The sequence below is a fragment of the Bradyrhizobium sp. CCGB20 genome (genome assembly GCF_024199855.1).
Lineage (GTDB): Bacteria > Pseudomonadota > Alphaproteobacteria > Rhizobiales > Xanthobacteraceae > Bradyrhizobium.
The window spans coordinates 5592780-5613871 of record NZ_JANADN010000001.1; the positions used below are offsets into that span (position 1 = coordinate 5592780).

General features: G+C 64.9%; 23 protein-coding genes. 12 read left to right on the plus strand and 11 right to left on the minus strand.

Annotation, left to right across the window (positions count from 1 at the left end; genetic code table 11):
* Positions 1 to 9 precede the first annotated feature (9 nt).
* A complete protein-coding gene (locus NLM15_RS26075) occupies positions 10 to 165 on the minus strand; it encodes a hypothetical protein (RefSeq protein WP_254120291.1) in 156 nt (51 codons plus the stop codon).
* 199 nt (positions 166 to 364) lie between these two features.
* Between NLM15_RS26075 and NLM15_RS26080 the strand changes: the two genes are divergently transcribed.
* Positions 365 to 772 carry an ACT domain-containing protein gene (locus NLM15_RS26080; protein WP_254120292.1) on the plus strand — a complete coding sequence of 136 codons (408 nt, stop codon included), beginning with the start codon at positions 365 to 367 and terminating at the stop codon, positions 770 to 772.
* 15 nt (positions 773 to 787) lie between these two features.
* Here NLM15_RS26080 and NLM15_RS26085 read toward each other — a convergent pair whose 3' ends face one another.
* Both NLM15_RS26085 and NLM15_RS26090 read right to left on the minus strand, forming a co-directional pair.
* A complete protein-coding gene (locus tag NLM15_RS26085; RefSeq protein ID WP_247300752.1) occupies positions 788 to 1189 on the minus strand; it encodes a RidA family protein in 402 nt (133 codons plus the stop codon).
* A 74-nt stretch (positions 1190 to 1263) separates the two neighbouring features.
* A complete protein-coding gene (locus NLM15_RS26090) occupies positions 1264 to 2109 on the minus strand; it encodes a cell envelope integrity EipB family protein (RefSeq protein WP_254120293.1) in 846 nt (281 codons plus the stop codon).
* Between the two features lie 225 nt (positions 2110 to 2334).
* Between NLM15_RS26090 and NLM15_RS26095 the strand changes: the two genes are divergently transcribed.
* From NLM15_RS26095 to NLM15_RS26110, 4 genes are all read left to right on the plus strand, one after another.
* Entirely contained in the window at positions 2335 to 2802 is a 468-nt protein-coding gene (locus NLM15_RS26095; RefSeq protein WP_129272253.1) for a RidA family protein, read from the plus strand.
* 5 nt (positions 2803 to 2807) lie between these two features.
* Positions 2808 to 3554, plus strand: a complete 747-nt coding sequence (locus tag NLM15_RS26100) for a glycerophosphodiester phosphodiesterase (protein ID WP_254120294.1) — start codon at positions 2808 to 2810, stop codon at positions 3552 to 3554.
* 64 nt (positions 3555 to 3618) lie between these two features.
* Positions 3619 to 4860, plus strand: coding sequence for a GNAT family N-acetyltransferase (locus NLM15_RS26105; RefSeq protein WP_254124418.1), 1242 nt, complete (start codon positions 3619 to 3621; stop codon positions 4858 to 4860).
* Positions 4861 to 4908: 48 nt separating this feature from the next.
* Complete coding sequence (locus tag NLM15_RS26110) at positions 4909 to 5337, plus strand: HIT domain-containing protein (RefSeq protein WP_254120295.1); 429 nt, start codon at positions 4909 to 4911, stop codon at positions 5335 to 5337.
* A gap of 133 nt (positions 5338 to 5470) precedes the next feature.
* Here the strand turns inward: NLM15_RS26110 and tsaA are convergent, their stop codons facing one another.
* The 4 genes from tsaA to NLM15_RS26130 all read right to left on the minus strand — a co-directional run bounded on the left by tsaA (position 5471) and on the right by NLM15_RS26130 (position 8190).
* A complete protein-coding gene (tsaA, locus tag NLM15_RS26115; RefSeq protein WP_254120296.1) occupies positions 5471 to 5962 on the minus strand; it encodes a tRNA (N6-threonylcarbamoyladenosine(37)-N6)-methyltransferase TrmO in 492 nt (163 codons plus the stop codon).
* A gap of 31 nt (positions 5963 to 5993) precedes the next feature.
* On the minus strand, positions 5994 to 6344 hold the full coding sequence (locus tag NLM15_RS26120; RefSeq protein ID WP_254120297.1) for an AzlD domain-containing protein: 351 nt from the start codon (positions 6342 to 6344) through the stop codon (positions 5994 to 5996).
* The gene (locus NLM15_RS26125) at positions 6341 to 7081 is read right to left on the minus strand and encodes an AzlC family ABC transporter permease (protein WP_254124420.1); all 741 of its coding nucleotides are present in this window, start codon (positions 7079 to 7081) and stop codon (positions 6341 to 6343) included. Before NLM15_RS26125 ends, NLM15_RS26120 begins: the two co-directional genes overlap by 4 nt.
* A gap of 158 nt (positions 7082 to 7239) precedes the next feature.
* Positions 7240 to 8190: a lytic transglycosylase domain-containing protein gene (locus NLM15_RS26130; protein ID WP_254120298.1), complete on the minus strand. Its 951-nt coding sequence runs from the start codon at positions 8188 to 8190 to the stop codon at positions 7240 to 7242.
* Between the two features lie 89 nt (positions 8191 to 8279).
* Here NLM15_RS26130 and NLM15_RS26135 point away from each other — a divergent pair, with 89 nt between their 5' ends.
* Positions 8280 to 8915, plus strand: a complete 636-nt coding sequence (locus NLM15_RS26135; RefSeq protein WP_254120299.1) for an HAD family hydrolase — start codon at positions 8280 to 8282, stop codon at positions 8913 to 8915.
* On the opposite strand, the gene NLM15_RS26140 is transcribed toward NLM15_RS26135, so the two are convergent.
* Both NLM15_RS26140 and NLM15_RS26145 read right to left on the minus strand, forming a co-directional pair.
* Positions 8912 to 9952, minus strand: a complete 1041-nt coding sequence (locus NLM15_RS26140) for a phenylacetaldoxime dehydratase family protein (protein WP_254120300.1) — start codon at positions 9950 to 9952, stop codon at positions 8912 to 8914. The genes NLM15_RS26135 and NLM15_RS26140 overlap by 4 nt on opposite strands.
* Positions 9953 to 9980: 28 nt before the next feature.
* Complete coding sequence (locus NLM15_RS26145; protein ID WP_254120301.1) at positions 9981 to 10997, minus strand: carbon-nitrogen hydrolase family protein; 1017 nt, start codon at positions 10995 to 10997, stop codon at positions 9981 to 9983.
* Between the two features lie 197 nt (positions 10998 to 11194).
* On the opposite strand from NLM15_RS26145, the gene NLM15_RS26150 reads away from it, so the two are divergent.
* The 5 genes from NLM15_RS26150 (at position 11195) to NLM15_RS26170 (ending at position 15786) form a co-directional block, all read left to right on the plus strand.
* Complete coding sequence (locus NLM15_RS26150; protein ID WP_254120302.1) at positions 11195 to 12151, plus strand: helix-turn-helix domain-containing protein; 957 nt, start codon at positions 11195 to 11197, stop codon at positions 12149 to 12151.
* Between the two features lie 122 nt (positions 12152 to 12273).
* Positions 12274 to 12477, plus strand: a complete 204-nt coding sequence (locus NLM15_RS26155; protein WP_254120303.1) for a hypothetical protein — start codon at positions 12274 to 12276, stop codon at positions 12475 to 12477.
* Positions 12478 to 12593: 116 nt separating this feature from the next.
* A complete protein-coding gene (locus NLM15_RS26160) occupies positions 12594 to 13619 on the plus strand; it encodes an aldo/keto reductase (protein WP_254120304.1) in 1026 nt (341 codons plus the stop codon).
* Between the two features lie 164 nt (positions 13620 to 13783).
* The gene (locus NLM15_RS26165) at positions 13784 to 15205 is read left to right on the plus strand and encodes an MFS transporter (RefSeq protein ID WP_254120305.1); all 1422 of its coding nucleotides are present in this window, start codon (positions 13784 to 13786) and stop codon (positions 15203 to 15205) included.
* A gap of 128 nt (positions 15206 to 15333) precedes the next feature.
* Complete coding sequence (locus NLM15_RS26170; RefSeq protein WP_254120306.1) at positions 15334 to 15786, plus strand: PEGA domain-containing protein; 453 nt, start codon at positions 15334 to 15336, stop codon at positions 15784 to 15786.
* Positions 15787 to 15849: 63 nt separating this feature from the next.
* Here NLM15_RS26170 and clpA read toward each other — a convergent pair whose 3' ends face one another.
* Both clpA and clpS read right to left on the minus strand, forming a co-directional pair.
* Complete coding sequence (clpA, locus tag NLM15_RS26175) at positions 15850 to 18270, minus strand: ATP-dependent Clp protease ATP-binding subunit ClpA (RefSeq protein WP_254120307.1); 2421 nt, start codon at positions 18268 to 18270, stop codon at positions 15850 to 15852.
* Between the two features lie 271 nt (positions 18271 to 18541).
* Complete coding sequence (clpS, locus tag NLM15_RS26180) at positions 18542 to 18874, minus strand: ATP-dependent Clp protease adapter ClpS (RefSeq protein ID WP_015685564.1); 333 nt, start codon at positions 18872 to 18874, stop codon at positions 18542 to 18544.
* A 486-nt stretch (positions 18875 to 19360) separates the two neighbouring features.
* Between clpS and NLM15_RS26185 the strand changes: the two genes are divergently transcribed.
* Positions 19361 to 21016 (plus strand): pilus assembly protein, encoded by a 1656-nt coding sequence (locus NLM15_RS26185; RefSeq protein ID WP_254120308.1) that lies wholly within the window; start codon positions 19361 to 19363, stop codon positions 21014 to 21016.
* The last annotated feature ends 76 nt before the right edge of the window (positions 21017 to 21092 follow it).

Consider the following 21092-nt stretch of genomic DNA (forward strand, 5'->3'; position numbering starts at 1 on the left):
CCGCTCGACTTAGTCGCGTTCGAAGATCCGTGCCCCCGGATAGACGCGCCGCGCATACTGGACGACCAACTGCCGATCCTGAGTTTCCAGGAATGGCGTTCGGATCTGGCAAGACCCGACGATGAGGTGCCACAAGCCGTTGAGCTTGCGAATCATGACGTTCATTTGAGCTTCCTCGCAGTGACCCGAGTAGACTCAAATTGTAAGAATCTCCCGCTGTCGCTCAATTGTACCAGCGTAAGATCGGCGTATGAGAAGGATTAGAGGAGATATACAAAGGTATGTTGGCCGTGCCCCCAACGACCTCTGGCGCCGATAGCTTCGCAAGGACTCAAACGATCCCGCCCGCCCAGGGGTTGGCACCGTGACAGGCGAACACGATCTCGACGCGCTGCTGAGAGCCATGAAGCCGGAGCTGCTGGACGGCACCTTCGTGTTTTGCACGCTTGCGCCGAGCGCGACGATTCCCGCCACCATCAGCCCGGTGCTGACGTTCCGCGAACGCGAGGGAACAACGCTGGTGATCTTGCGCGAGCAGGCCGAAGCGGCGGGACTATCTTACGCTTTCCCTGCGCGCCTGATCACCTTGACGGTTCACTCCGCGCTCGATGCGGTGGGCTTTCTGGCGGCCATCACGGCGCGTCTGGCGGAAGCCGGCATCAGCGTGAACGCCGTGTCGGCCTTCCATCACGATCATCTCTTCGTGCCGGCTGACCGAGCCGATGCGGCGATGGCCGTTCTGCAAGAGATGTCCAAAGCGAAGCACGCGTAGCCCGGGATCAAGACCTCAATCCGCAACCGCGACCGCCTCGATCTCGATCAGCCATTCCGGCGCGGCGAGCGCGGAGACGCCGACGAGGGTAGAGGCCGGCGGCTCCATGCCTTCGAAGAAGGCCGAGCGGGCCTTGCCGATGATCGGGCGCAGCTCCGGCTTGTAGTTCACGACGAAGGTCGTGATCTTCACGATGTTGGCGTAGCTCGCGCCGGCCGCCTTCAGCGCGTGCCCGAGATTCTGCATCACCTGCGTGGTCTGCGCGGCAATGTCGCCCTCGCCGACGATCCGCCCCTCCTCGTCCACCGACACCTGGCCGGAGATGTAGATGGTACGCGCGCCGGAAGCGGTCACGACGTGGGAATAGGCCGGATTGTGATGCAGGCCGCTGGGGCGGAGATGGTCGAGCTTGGGCAAGGCGCTTGCCTCCCGGAGGTTTGTGGTTGGGAGGGAGCGTAGCGGGAGACGGTCTTGAGGGCTAGCCTTGCCCCTCAATTGCAGGGCTTGCTGTCCTTCGCGTCGAACTTGCCCATCGCGCCCGAGATCACGAAATCGTTGTAATCGAGCACGAGCTGGCGCGAGACGCCGTTCTCGTAGAGCTCGAACGACATCGCATAGACCGGCGTCTGCTCGCCTTCCTTCTGCTGGGCCTCGCGATCGAAATAGCTGACGGTGACCGGCCAGCGCTTGAGCGACTTCATGTGCTCGTCCGTGGTCGACGGGTCGGACGCGGTGGCCCGCTCGGCGGGGATCGGCTGCCCGATCACGGTCAGCGTGTTGTAGACCTTCTGGCCGTCGTCGGAGCCGTCATAGACGGAGAGCTCGAGCAGCGACTTGCCGTCCCTGGCGGCGGCGATGATGCGCTGGATCTGCTCGGTCGGGAACACGATCTTGCCGTCGAGGGTGAAGCTCTTCGGCGCCGGCAGCTTCAGCTTGACGTTGATGTGGTCGCCGTCTCGCTCGGCCGAGCCGTCGACCCGGCCGGCGTCGGTCTCGTTCATCCGCGTCTCGATCTTGAACCGGTAGCTCTTGCCGGCGGCGTCCTCCCAGGAGTTGGAGCGGAGATCGCTCAGCGTGACCTTGCCCTCGCCGCTGTCGAGCTCGGAGACCTGGCGGAATTCGGAGGTGTAGCCCTCGCACGAGCTTCCGGTGAAATTGTAGAGGATGCGGCCGCGCGCGTTGTTGACCGAATTGGAGCGCGATTTGACGAGGCTCAAATCATAGAGCGCCTGATGCGCGAGGAACGGGCCGCTGGCGGCCTGCGCCCCTGCGCCGGGACCGAAAGCAGCCGCTGCGAGCGCCATTACACCGAGCGAAGTCCGGAAAAGGTGCACCATGTCTCATCCCTGAAAGCGCAGATTCGACAGTTTAGTGACCGTTCCATTGCGTCGCAACTGAGGCCGTTTCACGTAAAGTTGCGCCTCTCCCGCTGAACCTGCTGCCCTGCCTCAACAAAATGCAGTCCCCGCCGGTTGCTTGCATGTGGCGGCACGATGGGCGAAACAGGGCGCGCCCGGCCTTCCATGCCCGGGCCGATGATTTTTTGGACAATGAGGTCGAACATGGCGGGCACGGTCGAGCAGAAACTGGCGGAACAGGGCATCAAGTTGCACGAGGCCCCCACCCCCGTGGCCAATTACGTGCCGTTCGTGCGCACCGGTAATTTGCTGTTCGTCTCCGGCCAGGTCTGCTTCGCCCCTGATGGCAAGCTGATCGCCAAGGGCAAGCTGGGTGCCGGCGTCTCCATCGAGGACGGCGCCGCGGCGGCGCGCGGCTGCGCGGTCAATTTGCTGGCCCAGGTCAAGGCGGCGCTCGGCGACCTCGACAAGGTCGTGCGCGTGGTGCGCCTCGGCGGCTTCATCAACTCGGCGCCCGACTTCCTGGACGGGCCGAAGGTCCTCAACGGCGCCTCCGACCTGATGGTTGCCGCCTTCGGTGACAAGGGCCGCCATGCCCGCACCACCGTCGGCGTCGCCTCGCTGCCCGCGGATGCGGCGGTCGAGGTCGAAGGTGTGTTCGAGGTCGCCTGACGCGAATGCGCGCCCCTGATTGGCTGACAGCCCGGCCGGTCGCCCATCGCGGCCTGCACGACATTTCCCGCGGCATCGTCGAGAACATGCCGGGCGCGGTGCAGGCTGCGGTCGCGGGCAATTTCGCGATCGAGGTCGACATCCAGCTCTCCGCCGACGGCGAGGCGATGATCCATCACGACCATGCGCTCGGCCGCCTCACCGAGGCCACCGGCGAGGTGGTCTCGAAGACGGCCGCAGAGCTGAGAGCCGTCAAGTTCAAGGACACCGCCGAGCGGATGATGTCGCTCGGCGATCTCTGCGCCATGGTCGCCGGCCGCGTGCCGCTGGTGATCGAGGTGAAGAGCCATTTTGGCGGCGACCGCAAGCTGGTGAAGCGGATGGCCGAGGTGCTGTCGTCCTATCAGGGCCCGGCTGTCGGCATGTCCTTCGATCCCGATCAGGTGCTGGCGCTGCGCGAGCTGCTGCCCAACCGCCCGCGCGGCATCGTTGCGCAGCGGACCTATGAGGACGAGTACTGGGCGAAGCTGACGCAGGCGCAACGCGACAGCATGCTGTACCTGCGCCACGGCTTCCAGACCCAGCCGCATTTCGTCGCCTTCAAGGTCGACCACCTGCCGGCCCCCGCCCCCTGGATCGCCCGCAATGTGTTCGGCTGCGCCCTGCTCGGCTGGACCGTGCGCACCCCGGAGCAGCGCATGCGGGTCGGGCAATATGCGGATCAAATGATCTTTGAGGGGTTCGTGCCGTAGGGGCACGAGGGGGTATAGTTCCCGCCTCTTGAAGTCGCTGCTGCAATGCACGATCTTGGGCATGATGGCATCATCTGAAATCACGCTCGAGGCGGTCCCCTCCATTGGCGAGGTGTCCGCAGAGGATTGGGACGCCTGCGCCAATCCCGACAAGGCTTGCAACGGGCATGGCGCTGGAACCTCATCCGCCCTTCCAGGCAATTCCCTCGGCCTCTCAAAGCCCGCTTATAACCCGTTCGTCTCCCACGCATTTCTCTCCGCCGTTGAGAAATCGGGTTCGGCAACGATCCGCACCGGCTGGGGCCCGCGCCATCTCGTGGCCAAGATCGACGGCCGCGTCGCCGGTGTCGTGCCCTGCTATCTGAAATCGCACAGCCAAGGCGAATACGTCTTCGACCGCGGCTGGGCCGACGCCTATGAGCGTGCCGGCGGGCGGTACTATCCGAAACTGCAGGTCTCAGTTCCCTTCACCCCGGCGACGGGCCCGCGGCTGCTGGTCCGCGATGGCGTCGATCGCGAACGCATCACGGAGGCGCTGGCGAGCGGGCTGGTGGCCCTGTGCGGCGTCAGCAAGGCTTCCTCGGTGCACGTCACCTTCGCGCGCGAGACGGAGTGGAAACTGCTCGCCCGGCACGGCTTCCTCCAGCGCACCGATCAGCAGTTCCACTGGCGCAACGAGGGTTTTGCCACCTTCGACGATTTCCTGGCGACGCTGAATTCGCGCCACCGCAAGTCGATCAAGCGTGAGCGCCGCGATGCGCTCGCTGCCGGCGTCAGCATCCACTGGCTCACGGGTAAAGACATCACCGAGGATGCCTGGGACGCCTTCTTCGATTTCTACATGGAGACCGGCTCGCGCAAATGGGGCCGTCCCTACCTCACGCGCGAATTCTTCTCGCTGATCGGCGAGACCATGAGCCGGGACGTGCTGCTGGTGATGGCCCGCCGCAACGGCCGCTGGATCGCGGGCGCCATCAACTTCATCGGCTCGGATACGCTGTTCGGCCGCAACTGGGGCGCGGTCGAGCATCATCCGTTCCTGCATTTCGAGGTCTGCTACTATCAGGCGATCGATTTCGCGATCAAACACGGCCTCGACAATGTGGAGGCCGGCGCGCAGGGCGAGCACAAGATTGCGCGCGGCTACCTGCCGCGGACGACCCATTCGGCCCACTTCATCGCCGATCCCGGACTGCGCCGCGCCATCGACGATTACCTCAAGCGCGAGCGCGCCTATGTCGCGGAAGCCGGCCGCGAGCTCGCCGAGCTCGGCCCGTTCCGCAAAGGCATCGACGAGGCGCCTTGACGGTTCACTGTGGCTGGTGACAGTAAGCGTAAAATCCAGGGAGCCGACATGACCGCCTACGACACCAACAACATCTTCGCAAAAATCCTGCGCGGCGAGCTGCCCTGCCACAAGGTCTATGAGGACGAGCATGTGTTCGCCTTCCTCGACATCATGCCGCGCGTGCCCGGCCACACGCTGGTGATTCCGAAGGCCCCTGCCCGCAACATCCTCGACATCAAGCCTGATGACTATGCCCACGTCGCCCGCGGCGCACACAAGATCGCGGCGGCTGCGATGAAGGCGTTCAAGGCCGATGGCATCACCGTGCAGCAGTTCAACGAGCCCGCCGGCGGACAGGTGGTGTTTCATCTCCACATGCACGTGATGCCGCGCCACGACGGCGTGGCGATGCTGCCGCCCGCCAGCCGCAAGGAAGACGTCAAGGTGCTGGAAGAGAACGCGACCAAGCTGATCGCGGCGCTGAAGGCGGGCTAGCCTGTCATTCCGGGGCGCGCCTCTTGGCCCGAGCTATGATGCGCAATCGCGCATCTGAGAATCCATTTCACAACGATCTCTGCGGCCCGATGGATTCCGGGTTCGACGCTGCGCGTCGCCCCGGAATGACGGACTACTCCGTCTGGAAATCCCCCGGCTGCGGCGCGGCCAGCGGGGTGAACTCGCAGCGGTCCGGCTTGATGTCGATCAGCGGCGTGTTGTCGATGCAGTCGAGCCCGCGCACGAGAATGGCATTGCCCTCGATGCCGACCAGTTTGACGATCGAGGTGCCGATCGGATTGGGCCGGACCGGCGAGCGCAGCGAAAACGTGCCGCGGGTCTTCTCGTTGTTCTTCGGACTTTGCAGGATGATGTCGCGGCGCGACTTGTCGAGCCAGTAGAGCACTTCGAGATTGCTGTAGAAATCGACACCCTTGATGGCCGGCACGAACGGCTCGAAGATCTCGAGCCGGCATATCGGGCCGTCCTGACGCCCCTGTCGCGGCGTCTCCATCCGCGACGTCCAGGGCGTGCGGATGCGGCCGATGAAGACGAGGCCGGCATCTTCCGCGGGCGGCAGCTCGATGGCGATCTCGCCCTCGCGGAGCTCGTTTTCGCGAACCATATTTCCAGTTCCTTGCTGTTCGCCGGCGGTTTTAGCCCAACCACCACGTCCCGGCCAGCATGAAGACTTCGCCTGCTACCACGCCGGCGAAGATCGAGCGGCGAGTCAGCAGGAAGACGACGAGGCCGGCGCCGACCGCGCCGTAGCGCAAGGCGTCAGGCACGCTGGCCAGCGCGCCCGGGGGCTCGACCACGATCTGGGCGATGACGCCGGCGAGGATGGCGGTGGCGACCGCCCGCACCCAGACCAGCAGCTCGGAGCCCTCGTCGATGCCGCCGCCGAACCACAGGCCCAGCATGCGCCAAATCTGGTTGGGAATGACGCCGGCGACGAACAGCACGACGAGCGCATGCCAGTCGCCGATGAGCTGCGCAAAGCTCATGCGCGCACCTCGCGCCACCAATGCACGCCATAGGCGATCGTGCCGGCCGCGAGGCCGCTGACGAGGATGTCCAGGCCGGAATTCATCTTCGCCGCCAGCGGATAGAGCAGAACCCCGAGCACCAGCGCGACGACGTCGGCGACCTCGCGGCTGTTGCGCGCGGTCGAGAACAGGAACGACAGCGGGGTCAGCAGCAGGATCGCCGCTCCAAGCGTCTGCGTCAGGTTCGCTGCGAGAAAATAGCCGACCGTGTTGGCGGTGAGGCACACGGAGACCAGACCGAAGCCAAGTCCGTTGACGAAGGCGATCCGCCGTTCGCGCGGGACTTGCGGCAGGAAGCGATGGCACTCGACCCAGAGCGTCACGGCGGTGAGATGTGCGGCGAAGAACAGCTCGCGCCGCCTGGTCGTCGGCGTGCGCATCAGCGGCAGCACCGACACCACCATCGGGAACAGGCGGATGGCACTGACCGTCACCGCGATCGCCGACTGGATGATGGTGGCGCCCGAGCCGAGCGTGGTGATCAGGATGATCTGCGCCGGGCCCGCCCAGACGAACAGTGTCGAGCAGAGCGCCCAGAGCAGGCTGAAATGAGTATCATGGGCCAGCGCGCCGATGCCGAGATAGGTCGCGAACAGCACGAGAGTGAGGATCGTCTGCGTGATCGAGCGCAGCCCCCACGCAAAGGCGCGCCAGGGACTTTGCCATTGAGGTGAATCGAGCGGAGGAAGCGCCACGGGAGCTTTGGCCGAGGTGAGGAATCGTGCCTGCATAACGGGCAATGCGGTGGCTGGCGTCAAGGAAGCGCGCGGCGGGGCTGGCATGCGTCGCGCCGACACCACCGCCGTCATTCCGGGGCGCGACGACGTCGCGGGCCCGGAATGACGAAGGCATCCTACCCGCTCACACCGCGGTTCTTCAGTACGAAGCACGCACCGCCAGCCTTCCGGATGCGGTTGCAGAGATCGTCCGCCTCGGGTCGGGTGTCGGCGCCGATGCGCACCTGGTAGAACGCGCGCGTACCGCGGCTGCGCATCACCGAGCTCAGCAGGCTTGGATCGCGCTCGCCGATCACCGTGCTCAGCCGCGTGACAGCGCGGGAATACATCGCCAGCGCCCTGTTGCGATCGAAGCCTGCGGCAAGCTGCACGCCCCAGATCTTCGCAGCCGCCAGCTCCACATGCTGTTCGAGCTCGGCGACAAAGGCATTCGGCGCGCGCTTCAGAAGCGCCATCAGATCGCGGCAGCTGGTCGGCGGCGAGCTCCGCGGCCCTTTGCCGGTGCTGCCTGCCTTGGCCCAGGCATCGACGCTGGTGCCGGTAATGGCGAAAACATAGTTGCGCGTCTGCTCCGGCATGCCGCCGGTGCCGGCCAGCCATTCCTGTACCCGCCGCGGCCCGGCATTATAGGCAGCGGCAGCAAGTCCGAGATTGCCGAACTGGTTGCGCAGTTCGTTCAGAAACTCCGCCGACTTCGGCAGCGCCTGCACCGGATTGAAGGGATTGAGCAGCCCGCGCTCGCTCGCGGTGCCCGGCATGAACTGCGCAATCCCCTGCGCATGTTCGCCGCTGCGCGTCATCGGGCCTACCGCGTCGGCCTGGAAACGGCTCTCCTGCCAGATCACGCGCGCGAAGAACTCCAGCGGCAGGTTATTGTCACGCGCGGCGGCCTCGATGATCAGGCAGATCGACTCCCGCGTGTCGCTCTCGCGCGCTTCGGGCTTCTCCGCTGGATGCGCGAGCTCCTCGACGCTCGGGTGCACGAACCGGTTCGGCGCTTCCTGGCCGCGCGCCGGCCACACCGCGAGGGCGAGGCACAGCACAGCAATGACCCGGGCTATCCGCATGGCGTCCACAATACCGGTCAAATCGGACCTTGACTTGAGGGCCCAGCCAACTAGCAACGGGCGACGATATCAACGCCGGTCCCGCCCTGATGGTTACAATCTATTTTGATCTCGACGGCACGCTCACCAACCCGAAGCCCGGGATCACCCGCTCGATCCAGTACGCGCTGGAGCGGCTGAACGTCGCGGTGCCGAGCGAGGACGACCTCGTCTGGTGCATCGGCCCGCCCCTGCATGCGAGCCTCGAAAAGCTCACCGGCAGCCCGGAACTCGCCGACCGCGCGCTGCTGCTCTATCGCGAGCGCTTCAGCGATGTCGGCCTGTTCGAGAACGAAGCCTATCACGGGATCAAGGATACGTTGACCGCGATCGCAGCGACGCATCAGCGCATGTTCGTCGCGACCAGCAAGCCTGCGGTCTATGCCAACCGCATCATCGATCATTTCGGCCTGCGGCCCTATTTCGAGCGCGTGTTCGGCTCCGAGCTCGACGGCACGCGCGTCGACAAGCGCGACCTGTTGCGTTACGCGCTCGACGAGGCGAAGGTCGATCCCGGCAGCGCGATCATGATCGGCGACCGCAGCCACGACGTGATCGGCGCCCGCACCAACGGCATGACCGCGATCGGCGTGCTCTATGGCTATGGCAGCGAGGCCGAACTGCGGGACGCCGGCGCGCATCACATCTGCGCCGCGCATCCCGAGCTGCTCGGACATTGCGCCTAAGCGCTGACGGTCTCGACCGCCGTCAGCATGCCCGTTTTCGGGTGGCAGTTCAGATATTCGAAGAACTGCTCGTCCGCAGCGGCCACCGTGACCTCATGATAAAGCCGCAGCTTGGCTGACGGGCCGAGCGTCGAGAGATATCTCATCGCCGCGCCGAAGATTTTGACGTGGGTCGGATGCGACTCCGCCCAGCGCTCCAGCGCAGCGAGGCTCTTCCACCAGCTCTGGCCGTAGGATTTTTCGTTCACGCTGCCGTCGGCCGAGAGCACCTGCATGTAGCGGTTGGCGTAGCAGCCAATGGCAAGCCCATCGTCGCGCAGAAAATCCATGCCCTCGCGCAGCACCGGCTCGACGTCGTCGAGATAGAGCTTTCGCTCCGACGCCTCGGTATCGCTCCAGTCCTGTCCGGAACGGATCAGGCAGAGATTGTCGTGCGCCTTTACGCGCAGCCGCGCGCCGTCGCGGATCAGCTCGGGTTGGCCGCCCGGCGACATCGGATCGGTCTGCGACAGCGGAATGCGGTCACGCATGCCGCCCCAATAAGCGTGCTCCTGCACCTCGCCGCTCATTCCATCGGCAATTGCGGCGACGCCCTCGGGTCGGTCGAGCGAAGAGAACAACGTCTCGTGCCGCGCGACCGCAGGACGCAGCACCTCGATGAAGGTGCCGATACCCTCGCGCGGCCTTGCGGTCCAGACCTCGCGCGCCGGTGCAAACCAGGTGTCGAAGCGCGCGACGTCGTCCCAGTAGGCCACCGAGACGACGTTCTCGTAGCCGGCCTGGTCGGCGTAGCGGGCGCGGTCCCAATGCGAGGGCCCGCCCTCGGCAGCAAACCGCGCTGCGATCTCAGCGAGTGCCGCCGTCGCAGCGGCCGGCGCTGCGCCGCGATACTGCACACCGAAATGGGCCATCACGACGCGGCTCACGGCCGGCTTGTAGCGCGCCACGAAGGACGGATATGGCGGCTGGTAGTCATCAGGCACGCGCTTGTGGCGCGTACGCGGAGTTTCGAGATGCAGAGGAATTGCGGATTCCATGATCAGGCCCTCCCCTCGATCCCGGCGATCAGCTTGCTGCGGCGTTGATGTCTGTGGGCTCGACAGTATCGACCGGCAGGGCGAACTGCTCGACCCGCTGGTATCGCTTCTTGTTGAGCAGGAGCCGGGTGACGTCGGGCCGCGAATAATGCCCGGCGGGATCGGCCGCGTTCTTGGCAACCCCAATGGCGCCGAGATCGATCTCGGCGATCAGGAGGCCCTCCTGGTCCGGCGCGAGCTTGTCGCCGATCTGGCTGCCGTCGGGGCCGTAGATCGCGGCGAATCCGCCGCCGACATGCAGCAGCGCATTCTTGTCCGGCCGGTCGCAGAGCTCGTCGATCATGGCCTGCGAGACCGTCGCGCAAGGTGCCAGCACGAAGCAGGAGCCCTCCACCGCATAGACGCGCGAGGCGGCATTGTTGACCTCGGCGCCGAGCGCCGGCGCGAAGGGATCGTAGAGCGAGAAGCTCGGCCAGGCCGCGACGTGCACCTGCTCGTTCTGGGCGTACATCGCGTATTTCGACAGCGGCTGGAGATGCTCCCAGCAGCACAGCGCGCCGATGCGGCCGATGTCGGCCCTTGAATGCACGGCGAGATCGCTACCGTCGCCCTCGCCATAGACCGTGCGCTCGGCATGGGTCGGCCGCAGCTTGCGGCGTTTTGCAATCGTCTCGCCATCAGGCCCGATCAGCCATTGCGCCAGATAGAGGCTGCCGCCGTCGCGTTCGGAGAGGCCGAGCACGGCGGTGAGCTTTGCCTTGCGCACGGCGTCGCGCAGGCGCTCGGCCTGCGGGCTGTCATAGGACAGCGAGTTGTCGAAGTAGCGCTGCACGAAGCCGCGGCCGATCGCCCAGGCCGGCGAGTCCATCCAGATGTGCCAGGGGTAGCCGGGAATGAAGGCTTCCGGAAAGGCGATCAGCCTGGCGCCTTTCTCGGCGGCGTCCCTGATCAGCGCGATCGACTTGTCGATCGAGGCCTCGAGATCGAGCCAAGCAGGCGCCGCCTGCACCACCGCAACCTTGTATTTCGGATGTTCGATGCCCATTCCCGCCTCCATTGCCGGTTGATCGGAAGCCACGTCCGATGCAGTCTATTTGGCCAAGCCGGGCGGCCGGGCGCTCGACCGCGGCGGAACAAAAACTCGACTGGAGGGGATCGCCGACCGGTACGGGATTTGCCTCCGGTCGGGCAGGATCTGCGCCAACATGCGGTTTTTCTGGATGTGAAAGGGAGGCTGTCCTGATGCCAATCCAGTTCACGACAGACGGCAGCCCCGGCTACCGGCGGCTGGCGCTGTGGCAGGACATCGTCTGCGACGTCTTCGTCGGGCTCGACTGCAAGTCCGACCTCGGCAGCGCCTTTCGCGGCTCGGTCACGCAGGCGCCGCTCGGCAGGGCCGTGTGCTCCGAGGTCTGCTCCGACCGCCAGCACGTGTTCCGGACGCCGTCCCGCATCGCACGCTCGGATCAGGATTTCGTCCTGGTCGCGCTCGGCAATCGCGGCGACGGCGGAGTGGTGCAGGACGGCCGCGAGACCGTGATCCATCCCGGCGAGTTCGCGCTTTACGACACGACGCGTCCCTATGAGCTGAAGTTCAACGACGCCTTCACGCAGACCATCTTCAAGGTGCCGCGGGAGATGTTGCAGCGCCGGCTCGGCGGTACCGAGACGCTCACGGCGATGTCATTCGGCACTGACGTGCCGCTCGAACGGCTGGCTTACGATTTCATCGTCAGGCTCTGCCAGAGCGCGGACCGGCTTGCTCCGGACCATGCCGCCGCGTTGTCGGAACAGGCCGTCGATCTGCTCGCGATGGCGCTGAGCGAGCGGCTCGGCAAGACGTCGTTGCCGTCCTCGACCCATCGCTCCGCCCTGCTCTACCGGTTGAAAGCGCACATCCGGACGCACCTTGCCGATCCCGACCTCTCGCTGTCAGAGACCGCGGCGTCACTTGGCATCTCGCCGCGCTATGTGAACGATCTCCTCGCCGACGAGGACACCTCGTTCCAGCGTCATGTGCTTGCCGAGCGTCTCGCCCAATGCCGGCGTGACCTCGCCTCGCCCGTGCTGGCCCATCGCCACGTCAGCGAGATCGCCTTCGCCTGGGGGTTCAACGATCTCTCGCATTTCGGCCGCGTCTTCCGCGAGCATTTCGGGATGTCGCCGCGCGACTTCCGGCAGAGCCAGTTGCGGCACTGATCGTCAGCTATCACGCCGAGCCTTCGCTCTGCGCGAAGGCAATGCTCGCCAATTCCAGATTGTCTTGCCTCTCGGCCTGCATCAGGCTGGCGTGCATGAGGACTCACGCCACGATAAGCGGAATGGAGCTGCTGCTGGGTGTGATCGCGATCCGGCTCGCGGTCCTGGTGCTGGTGGGCTGGGGCCTGACGCTCCTGCCGCGGCAGGCGCGTGACGGCGCACCGGTCTGCGTGCCCGCGATCAAGAGCGCAGCTCAATCTTCGGTGAAGACGGTCGGCCCGCGCGTCGCCGATACGGCATTCGACGACATGCGTCTGCACGACTAGGCCATTCCCAAGCAAGGCCGGTATGTGAGCGCGGAGTAGGACGCCGCGCGTGCTTGCATTACCATCGCTGCCCAAGGCCGCACCGATCAACCAGCGGCCAGCCGAGGAGCATATCGATGGAATACCGACGCTTGGGCCGATCAGGCCTCATGGTGCCCGCTTTGAGCCTTGGGACTGGCACCTTCGGCGGCGTCGGCCGCCTTGCTGCATGGGGTACGACGGACGCGACCGAAGCGCGGCGCCTTCTCGATATCTGCCTCGATGCCGGGGTGTCGATGTTCGACACTGCCAACGTCTATTCGCTCGGTGAATCCGAGCGCGTCCTCGGCGAGGCCATCAAGGGCCGCCGCGACAAGGTCTTGATCTCGACCAAGGCAACCTTCCGCTTCGGCGACGGACCCAACGACATCGGCTCGTCGCGGCAGCATCTGCTCGCGGCCATCGACGGTTCGCTGAGCCGGCTCGGCACCGATTACATCGATCTGTTCCAGCTTCACGGCTTCGACGCCTTCACCCCGCCTGAAGAGGTGCTTGCGACCCTCGACGTGCTCGTGCGCGCCGGCAAGATCCGCTATGTCGGCGTTTCGAACTTTTCGGGCTGGCACCTGATGAAGTCGCTCTCCGTCGCCGACAAGCATGGCTTCCCGCGCTATGTCGCCAACCAGACCTACTATTCATTGATCGGGCGCGATTACGAATGGGAGCTGATGCCGCTCGGCGTCGACCAGGGGCTCGGCGCGGTGGTCTGGTCGCCGCTCGGCTGGGGCCGCCTCACCGGCAAGATCCGCCGCGGCCAGCCGAAGCCTGACGTGAGCCGCCTGCCCAAGACGGCCGAGTTCGGCCCGCCCGTGCCGGACGAGCACGTCTATCGCGTCGTCGATGCAATCGACGAGGTCGCCAAGGAGACGGGCAAGAGCGTCTCGCAAATTGCGCTGAACTGGCTGCTCCAGCGTCCGACGGTCTCGACGCTGATCATCGGTGCGCGCAACGAGACGCAGCTGCGCGAAAATCTAGGCGCGGTCGGCTGGACATTGACCAGGGACCAGATCGCAAAGCTCGATGCGGCGAGCAAGGTGACGCTGCCCTATCCCTACTGGCACCAGCGCACCACCTTCACCGACCGCAATCCCCCGGCGGTGTAGGGACCGACCGCTCGGCGCGGCTTGCGAAAGCGCTTGCCGAGCCATGTTTGCCGCGCCCGCAGGACCCCGGAACAGGAACTGTCCGTGTCCCGCCGGGTTGCGATCATTCCTGCAATTTCCTAATCCGGAGGTAAATTACGGCTCGAATCAAGCTTGCCTCCATCATGTCGTCTGCCCCGATCGAGCATGCCGACGGCCTGCCGCAGCCGCAGCGCAACCAGGCTGTGCTGACGATTGCACTCGGCATCATCATGGCGGTCGTGGACAGCGCCATCGCCAACGTGGCGCTGCCGACGATCGCGGCCGACCTCGATGCGAGCCCGGCCTTCTCGATCTGGATCGTCAATGGCTACCAGCTCGCGATCACGATCTCGCTGTTGCCGCTGGCGTCGCTCGGCGAGATCGTCGGCTATCGCCGCGTCTATCTGGCCGGGCTCGTCCTGTTCACGCTCGCATCGGCCTTCTGCGCGCTGGCGCATACGCTGCCGCTGCTGACGATCGCGCGCATTCTTCAGGGCTTTGGCGCGGCCGGCATCATGAGCGTCAACGCGGCCCTGGTGCGCTTCACCTATCCGCGCAGCCAGCTCGGCCGCGGCATCGGGATCAACGCACTCGTCGTCGCCTTCTCGGCCGCCGTCGGGCCGACGCTCGCCGCGGGCATCCTCGCGGTCGGAACCTGGCCCTGGCTGTTCGCCATCAACGTCCCGCTCGGTGCAGTGACGCTGGTGCTCGGCTTGCGCAGCCTGCCGCACACCACGCCCGCGGCCCGTTCCTTCGACTGGCAGAGCGCGGGGCTGTCCGCGATCACCTTCGGTGTCGGAATCGCCGCGGTCGATAGCGTTGGTCATGGCGAGGCCGCCATCACCTGTCTCGTTCAATTCGCCATCGCCATCGTCGCGGGCGCGCTGCTGATCTATCGCGAAACCCACATGACCTCGCCGCTCTTGCCGGTCGACCTGTTGCGCATCCCGGTGTTCGCGCTCTCGATTGCGACCTCGATCGCCTCGTTCTGCGGACAGATGCTGGCCTTCGTCGCGATCCCGTTCTACCTGCAGAGCCGCTTCGGCTATTCGGCGGTGCATATGGGGCTCTTGATCACGCCCTGGCCGATCGCGGTGGCGTTCGCGGCCCCGCTCGCCGGCCGCCTGGTCGAGCATTATCCGGCCGGCCTGCTCGGCGGCATCGGGCTCACGCTGTTTGCCTGCGGCCTCGGCGCGCTCGCCTTCCTGCCCGCAAGCCCGACCCCGCTCGACGTAATCTGGCGCATGGCGCTTGCCGGTGCCGGCTTCGGCCTGTTCCAGACCCCCAACAACCGGACCATGATCGCGGCCGCCCCGCGCGAGCGCGCCGGCGGCGCCAGCGGCATGCTGGGAACGGCGCGCCTGCTCGGCCAGACCACTGGTGCGGCGCTGGTGGCGCTGCTGCTCGGCCGCTATCCGGTAGAGGGAACACGGATAGCGCTCCTCGTCGGGGTGGGATTTGCTCTCTGCGGCGCGGTGCTGAGCATGCTGCGGCTGTCTCCCGCGGGCGCACGCGGCGCCGAGCACGTCCGGGTGCAGGACGACCAGCGCCTGCGCGGCGAATAGCAGGAGCCACGCCCGGGTTTCCGCCGTCCTCCTGAACAACCTGTGCTTGGCTTAACTATCCGGACCAACGACGTATTGCCCTCCCGCCCTGGTTGCGCTTCAGTGGCGCCGGGGAAAAGGGGCATTTCATGCGTTCATTTGGAATTGTGGCGCTCAGCGTCATGCTGGGCGGCTGCGCGTCTGTCACGCGCGGCACGACTGAGAATATCAGCATCTCATCGACACCGTCCGGCGTTGAAGCCGTGGTCAGCGGAATGGAAGTTCCAACCACCTGCACGACACCCTGTTCGGTGGTCGTCAAGCGGAACGCCGACATCTCGATCACCTTCCAAAAGGAAGGTTATGAGCCGCAGATCGTGCCGCTCAGCCGAGACGTACCGACCTCAGGGGCCGCCGGCTTTGCCGGCAATCTTTTGCTGGGCGGCGTCGTCGGCATGGGCGTCGATGCCGCGACCGGGGCGGCAACCGATCACAAGCCGAATCCGGTCATCGTGACGATGCAGCCGTCAGCCCGCGCCCGCCCGCCCGCGCCGAAGAAACCGCGGGCACCGGCTGCGCCCGCGCCTGACACCGGCACCTAGCACTGCGGCACAAACAAAAAGGCCGGCTTTTCAGCCGGCCCTTTCGATTCATATCGCTTGCGATCAAGCCTTGACCAGCGGGCCCTTCGAGGTCGGCCCCTTCGAGCCGCCGGAGCCGCCAGAACCACCGCCCGGCTTGGACTTGCCCGGCGGACGCTTTCGGGTGCCGGGCAGCTTCTCCTGCTTCGGCGTGACCGGGCCGTCGAGGAACTCGAAGCCGATCTTGTCCTTGCTCTCGTCGGCCTCGTCCTTGACGAGGACGACGCGGACGTGGCCGCCGCCCTTCAGCTTCCCGAACAACACCTCGTCGGCCAGCGGCTTCTTGATGTGCTCCTGGATCACGCGGGCCATGGGACGTGCGCCCATCTGCTCGTCGTAACCATGCTGGACCAGCCAGGTCTTGGCGGGCTCGGACAGTTCGATGGTCACGTCGCGATCGCCGAGCTGCGCCTCAAGCTGAAGCACGAACTTCTCGACCACCGTGCCGATCACCTCGACGCTGAGATGGCCGAACGAGACGATGGCGTCGAGACGGTTGCGGAATTCCGGCGCGAACTGCCGGTTGATCGCCTCGTGGTCGTCGCCTTCCCGCTTCGAGCGCGTGAAGCCGAATGCCTGCTTGGCGAGATCCGCCGCGCCTGCATTCGTGGTCATGATCAGGATCACGTTGCGGAAGTTGACCTGCTTGCCGTTATGGTCGGTCAGCCGGCCGTGATCCATGATCTGGAGCAGCACGTTGTAGAGGTCGGGATGCGCCTTCTCGATTTCGTCGAGCAGCACCACGCAATGCGGATGCTGGTCGACGCCGTCGGTGAGCAGGCCGCCCTGGTCGAAGCCGACATAGCCGGGAGGCGCGCCGATCAGGCGCGACACGGTGTGCCGCTCCATGTATTCGGACATGTCGAAGCGCAACAGCTCGACGCCGAGCGTCGCCGCGAGCTGCTTGGCGACCTCGGTCTTGCCGACGCCGGTCGGACCCGAGAACAGGTAGCAGCCGATCGGCTTCTCCGGCTCGCGCAGGCCGGCACGCGCCAGCTTGATCGAGGCGGCGAGCGACTCGATCGCCTTGTCCTGGCCGAACACGGTGCGCTTCAGGGTCTGCTCGAGATGCTTCAGCACCTCGGCGTCGTCCTTCGACACGCTCTTCGGCGGAATCCGCGCCATCGACGCGATCGTGGTCTCGATCTCCTTGATGCCGATGGTCTTCTTGCGCTTATTCTCGGCCACCAGCATCTGCGCTGCGCCGGACTCGTCGATCACGTCGATCGCCTTGTCGGGCAGCTTGCGGTCGTGGATGTAGCGCGAGGAGAGCTGCACCGCGGCCTCGATCGCCTCGTTGGTATACTTCAGCCGGTGGTAATCCTCGAAGTAGGGCTTGAGGCCCTTGAGGATCGCGATCGCGTCCTCGACCGTCGGCTCGTTGATGTCAATCTTCTGGAAGCGCCGCACCAGCGCGCGGTCCTTCTCGAAGTGCTGGCGGTATTCCTTGTAGGTGGTCGAGCCCATGCAGCGGATCGTGCCCGAGGCAAGAGCCGGCTTGAGCAGGTTCGACGCATCCATCGCCCCGCCCGACGTCGCGCCCGCACCGATCACGGTGTGGATCTCGTCGATGAACAGGATGGCGTTGGGATGCGCTTCGAGCTCCTTCAGCACCTGCTTCAGGCGCTCTTCGAAGTCGCCGCGATAGCGCGTGCCGGCGAGCAGCGTGCCCATGTCCAGCGAGAACACGGTCGCGGCCGCCAGAACCTCCGGCACCTCGCTGTCGACGATGCGCTTGGCAAGACCCTCCGCGATCGCGGTCTTGCCGACGCCGGCCTCGCCCACGAACAGCGGATTGTTCTTCTGCCGGCGGCAGAGCACCTGGATCGCGCGGTTGATCTCGGAATTGCGTCCGATCACCGGATCGATCTTGCCGTCGCGCGCCTTCTTGTTGAGGTTGACGCAATAGGTCTCGAGCGCTTCGCCCTTCTTCTTGGCGTCCTCGTTGCCCTTGGCCTCGGTCTCCTCGTCGACGCCGCGAACGGGGCGCGCCTCGGAGACACCGGGCCGCTTGGCGATGCCATGGCTGATGTAGTTGACGGCGTCGTAACGCGTCATGTCCTGCTCTTGCAGGAAGTACGCGGCGTGGCTCTCGCGCTCGGCGAAGATCGCGATCAGCACGTTGGCGCCGGTCACCTCTTCGCGACCGGACGACTGCACGTGAATCACCGCGCGCTGGATCACGCGCTGGAAACCGGCGGTCGGCTTGGCGTCGTCGGCGCCATCCGTCACCAGATTTTCGAATTCGGTCTCAAGATAATTGACGAGGCTCGTGCGGAGCTTGTCGAGATCGACGCTACAGGCGCGCATGACGGCGGCCGCATCGGAATCGTCGATCAGGGAGAGCAAGAGATGCTCGAGCGTCGCGTATTGGTGATGACGCTCGTTTGCGATCGCCAGTGCACGATGCAGGGATTGTTCAAGGCTTTGGGAAAAAGTCGGCATTCGCGTCCTCTATGGCCCCCACCATCATGATCGCCATCGCCCGGTCAGGCAACAACAACCTTTGTCACATATAGTTATACAAGATCGCGGCGAAAGACCGGTTCCGCGACTCGGCGGCGACATGCCTGCCGTATTTTCGATGCAAAACCCGTTCCGAGTTGGGCAGGATCGGCGCGGAGACAGGATTTCGCACGGTGGTCGGCCGGCCCTCACGCGGCGATCACACTGCGACATGCGCAGCGAGCGTCTGCGTCACGCGCCGCGCGGAGGATTATTTCTTCTCCATCACGCATTGCAGCGGATGCTGGTGCTTGCGGGCGAAATCCATCACCTGCGTCACCTTGGTCTCGGCGATCTCGTAGGTGAACACGCCGCACTCGCCGATGCCGTGATGATGGACGTGCAGCATGATCTTGGTCGCGGCCTCGACGTCCTTCTGGAAGAACTTCTCCAGCACGTGGACAACGAATTCCATCGGCGTGTAGTCGTCGTTCAGGATCAGCACACGATACAGGTTCGGCCGTTTGGTCTTCGGTTTGACCTTGGTGATGACAGAGGTATTCGGACCCGTCGGTCCACCCGAACGGTTCTCGTCATTGCTCATGCGAGGAGCGTGGGCAGCGGCTGGCGCGGACAGGTCTAGTCTGGAAGTCAGGTGCGGCATGGCTCAGGCGTTCAAATTCCCCACGGAAGCGAGTGACGGTCAGCCGCACGGCCCCGCCCTTCGGAGCTTTGCACGGGCGCGCCGTCTTGTTGGATCGCCGCTTCCAACCGCTCCGGTCAGGTCCGGATCGATTGTGGGGAATATGGGCCTGCCCCCGGCTCGCCGCAAGCGTGCAACGGTCTGGCCGATATGGCCGGAGCAGTCCCGATTCCCGGTCCGGGCGATCCCGGCCAAGGTTAATCAATCCAGACCGATTTGACAAAAATTTCCGCCTTCACCGTTTAGAACCTCTTGACCAGGAACCCGGCCGTCAAGGCGGCTGCGGCGGCTTCGCGCGCGATACCTCCGGTTTTCTACGGTCCCAGTTACCTGCCGTTCAATCGCGTGGCGTCAAACCGGGCAAAATCACAGATCTCGGGGATCGCCATGTTTCGCCCGCCCGTTGTCAGCCGTATCGGTCGACAGCTCGCCCGCTTTGCCGGCGCCGAGCAAGGCAATATCGCCGTGATCTTCGCCATTGCGCTGGTCCCGGTGCTGGGCTTCGTCGGCGCTGCGATCGATTATGGCCGCGGCGTCAAAGCGCGCAGCTCGCTGCAGGTCGCGCTGGACTCCGCGGCCTTGATGGTTTCCAGAGACCTGACCAACGGCATCATCACGGAAGCCGATATCGAGGCCAAGGCCAAATCCTATTTCAGCGGTCTTTACACCGGTAACACCGGCACGGTGTCGACGGCCGACATCCACGCCACCTACACGGCCAAAGACGCCAACGGAATCTCGAACGTCGTCGTCACCGGCTCCGGCTCCATGCCGACCGATTTCATGAGGGTCGCCGGCTATCCGACGCTAGATTTCAGCGCAAGCTCGACATCGGCATGGGGAAACACCCGCATGCGCGTGGCGATGATCCTGGATAACACGGGATCGATGGCCCAGAATGGCAAGATGGCCGCCATGCAGACCGCGGCCAAGGACATGATCGACACGCTGTCGGGCTACAACAAGCAGACCGGCGACGTCTACATCTCGATCATCCCGTTTTCGAAGGACGTCAACGTCGACACCACCAATGTCGGCGCGTCGTGGATCAACTGGACCGAGTGGGAGGCCGAGCCTCCGATCCTCGTCAACAACAAGTCCAACAACTTCAACTCGGCCGTCGGCGGATCGAACTGTCCCTTCACGAACAGCAACCAGGGCTTCACCTGCATGGACCGGCCCGCAACGTTGAGCGGCGCCAGCAGCGTCAGCACCATACCGTCGACCGGCACCTATGCCGGGTATATCTGCCCCAGTGTGGACAGCGGCCATAAGCTCGCGGGCAAGTCCGGTATCTACTACAACGGCTGCTACACGACCGTCACCGGCTCGAGCGCAAGCTGCGGATCGAACACGAGCTGCACCTGCACGGGCAGCGGCTCGAGCAAGATTTGTCACCTCTGGCGCGGCGACGGCACTGCGGCAATGGCGGCAGCAGCCCCTGGGCACAACACCTGGACCGGCTGCGTCAACGATCGCGATCAGGACTACGACACCAAGAACACTGACCCGGCCTCGGGCAGCGGAACCCCCTCTACGAAATTCTATGCGGAGCAGTGGTCGGGCTGCCTTCCGGCCACCGTCTTTCCGATGAGCAACCAGTGGCAGACGCTGAAGGACCAGATCACCGCGATGGCCCCGAGCGGCAATACCAACCAAGCCGTGGGCCTCGCGTGGGGATGGCAATCCCTCAGTACAACCAACGGACCGATCGCGGCACCGCCCAAAGCCAGCAACTACGTCTACAAGGATTACATCGTGCTGCTGTCCGACGGCTTGAACACCCAGAACCGCTGGAGCACGACCCAGTCCAGCATCGACGACCGCCAGGAAATCCTTTGCCAGAACATCAAGGGCGACACGGCAAACCCGGTCACGATTTTCACGATCCAGGTCAACATCAACAGCAAGGACGCCAAATCGCAGGTGCTGCAGGACTGCGCGACCAATGGCAATTTCCAGATGATCACGAAGTCGTCCGACACGTCCGATGCGTTCAAGAACATCCTCACGCAGATCTCCAAGCTGCGCGTCGCGAAGTAATCCAGACCAGCTCGCACGAACAAAAAAAAGCCCGGCTGCATCAGCCGGGCTTTTTGATTCCAGGACTTCCAGAAAG

Bases quoted from the DNA above. Each gene is read 5' to 3' on its own strand.
- NLM15_RS26075 (WP_254120291.1), bottom strand. From the start codon at position 165: ATGAACGTCATGATTCGCAAGCTCAACGGCTTGTGGCACCTCATCGTC.
- NLM15_RS26090 (WP_254120293.1), bottom strand. From the start codon at position 2,109: ATGGTGCACCTTTTCCGGACTTCGCTCGGTGTAATGGCGCTCGCAGCG.
- NLM15_RS26095 (WP_129272253.1), top strand. From the start codon at position 2,335: ATGGCGGGCACGGTCGAGCAGAAACTGGCGGAACAGGGCATCAAGTTG.
- NLM15_RS26100 (WP_254120294.1), top strand. From the start codon at position 2,808: ATGCGCGCCCCTGATTGGCTGACAGCCCGGCCGGTCGCCCATCGCGGC.
- NLM15_RS26105 (WP_254124418.1), top strand. From the start codon at position 3,619: ATGGCATCATCTGAAATCACGCTCGAGGCGGTCCCCTCCATTGGCGAG.
- NLM15_RS26110 (WP_254120295.1), top strand. From the start codon at position 4,909: ATGACCGCCTACGACACCAACAACATCTTCGCAAAAATCCTGCGCGGC.
- tsaA (WP_254120296.1), bottom strand. From the start codon at position 5,962: ATGGTTCGCGAAAACGAGCTCCGCGAGGGCGAGATCGCCATCGAGCTG.
- NLM15_RS26120 (WP_254120297.1), bottom strand. From the start codon at position 6,344: ATGAGCTTTGCGCAGCTCATCGGCGACTGGCATGCGCTCGTCGTGCTG.
- NLM15_RS26130 (WP_254120298.1), bottom strand. From the start codon at position 8,190: ATGCGGATAGCCCGGGTCATTGCTGTGCTGTGCCTCGCCCTCGCGGTG.
- NLM15_RS26135 (WP_254120299.1), top strand. From the start codon at position 8,280: ATGGTTACAATCTATTTTGATCTCGACGGCACGCTCACCAACCCGAAG.
- NLM15_RS26140 (WP_254120300.1), bottom strand. From the start codon at position 9,952: ATGGAATCCGCAATTCCTCTGCATCTCGAAACTCCGCGTACGCGCCAC.
- NLM15_RS26145 (WP_254120301.1), bottom strand. From the start codon at position 10,997: ATGGGCATCGAACATCCGAAATACAAGGTTGCGGTGGTGCAGGCGGCG.
- NLM15_RS26150 (WP_254120302.1), top strand. From the start codon at position 11,195: ATGCCAATCCAGTTCACGACAGACGGCAGCCCCGGCTACCGGCGGCTG.
- NLM15_RS26155 (WP_254120303.1), top strand. From the start codon at position 12,274: ATGGAGCTGCTGCTGGGTGTGATCGCGATCCGGCTCGCGGTCCTGGTG.
- NLM15_RS26160 (WP_254120304.1), top strand. From the start codon at position 12,594: ATGGAATACCGACGCTTGGGCCGATCAGGCCTCATGGTGCCCGCTTTG.
- NLM15_RS26165 (WP_254120305.1), top strand. From the start codon at position 13,784: ATGTCGTCTGCCCCGATCGAGCATGCCGACGGCCTGCCGCAGCCGCAG.
- NLM15_RS26170 (WP_254120306.1), top strand. From the start codon at position 15,334: ATGCGTTCATTTGGAATTGTGGCGCTCAGCGTCATGCTGGGCGGCTGC.
- clpA (WP_254120307.1), bottom strand. From the start codon at position 18,270: ATGCCGACTTTTTCCCAAAGCCTTGAACAATCCCTGCATCGTGCACTG.
- clpS (WP_015685564.1), bottom strand. From the start codon at position 18,874: ATGAGCAATGACGAGAACCGTTCGGGTGGACCGACGGGTCCGAATACC.
- NLM15_RS26185 (WP_254120308.1), top strand. From the start codon at position 19,361: ATGTTTCGCCCGCCCGTTGTCAGCCGTATCGGTCGACAGCTCGCCCGC.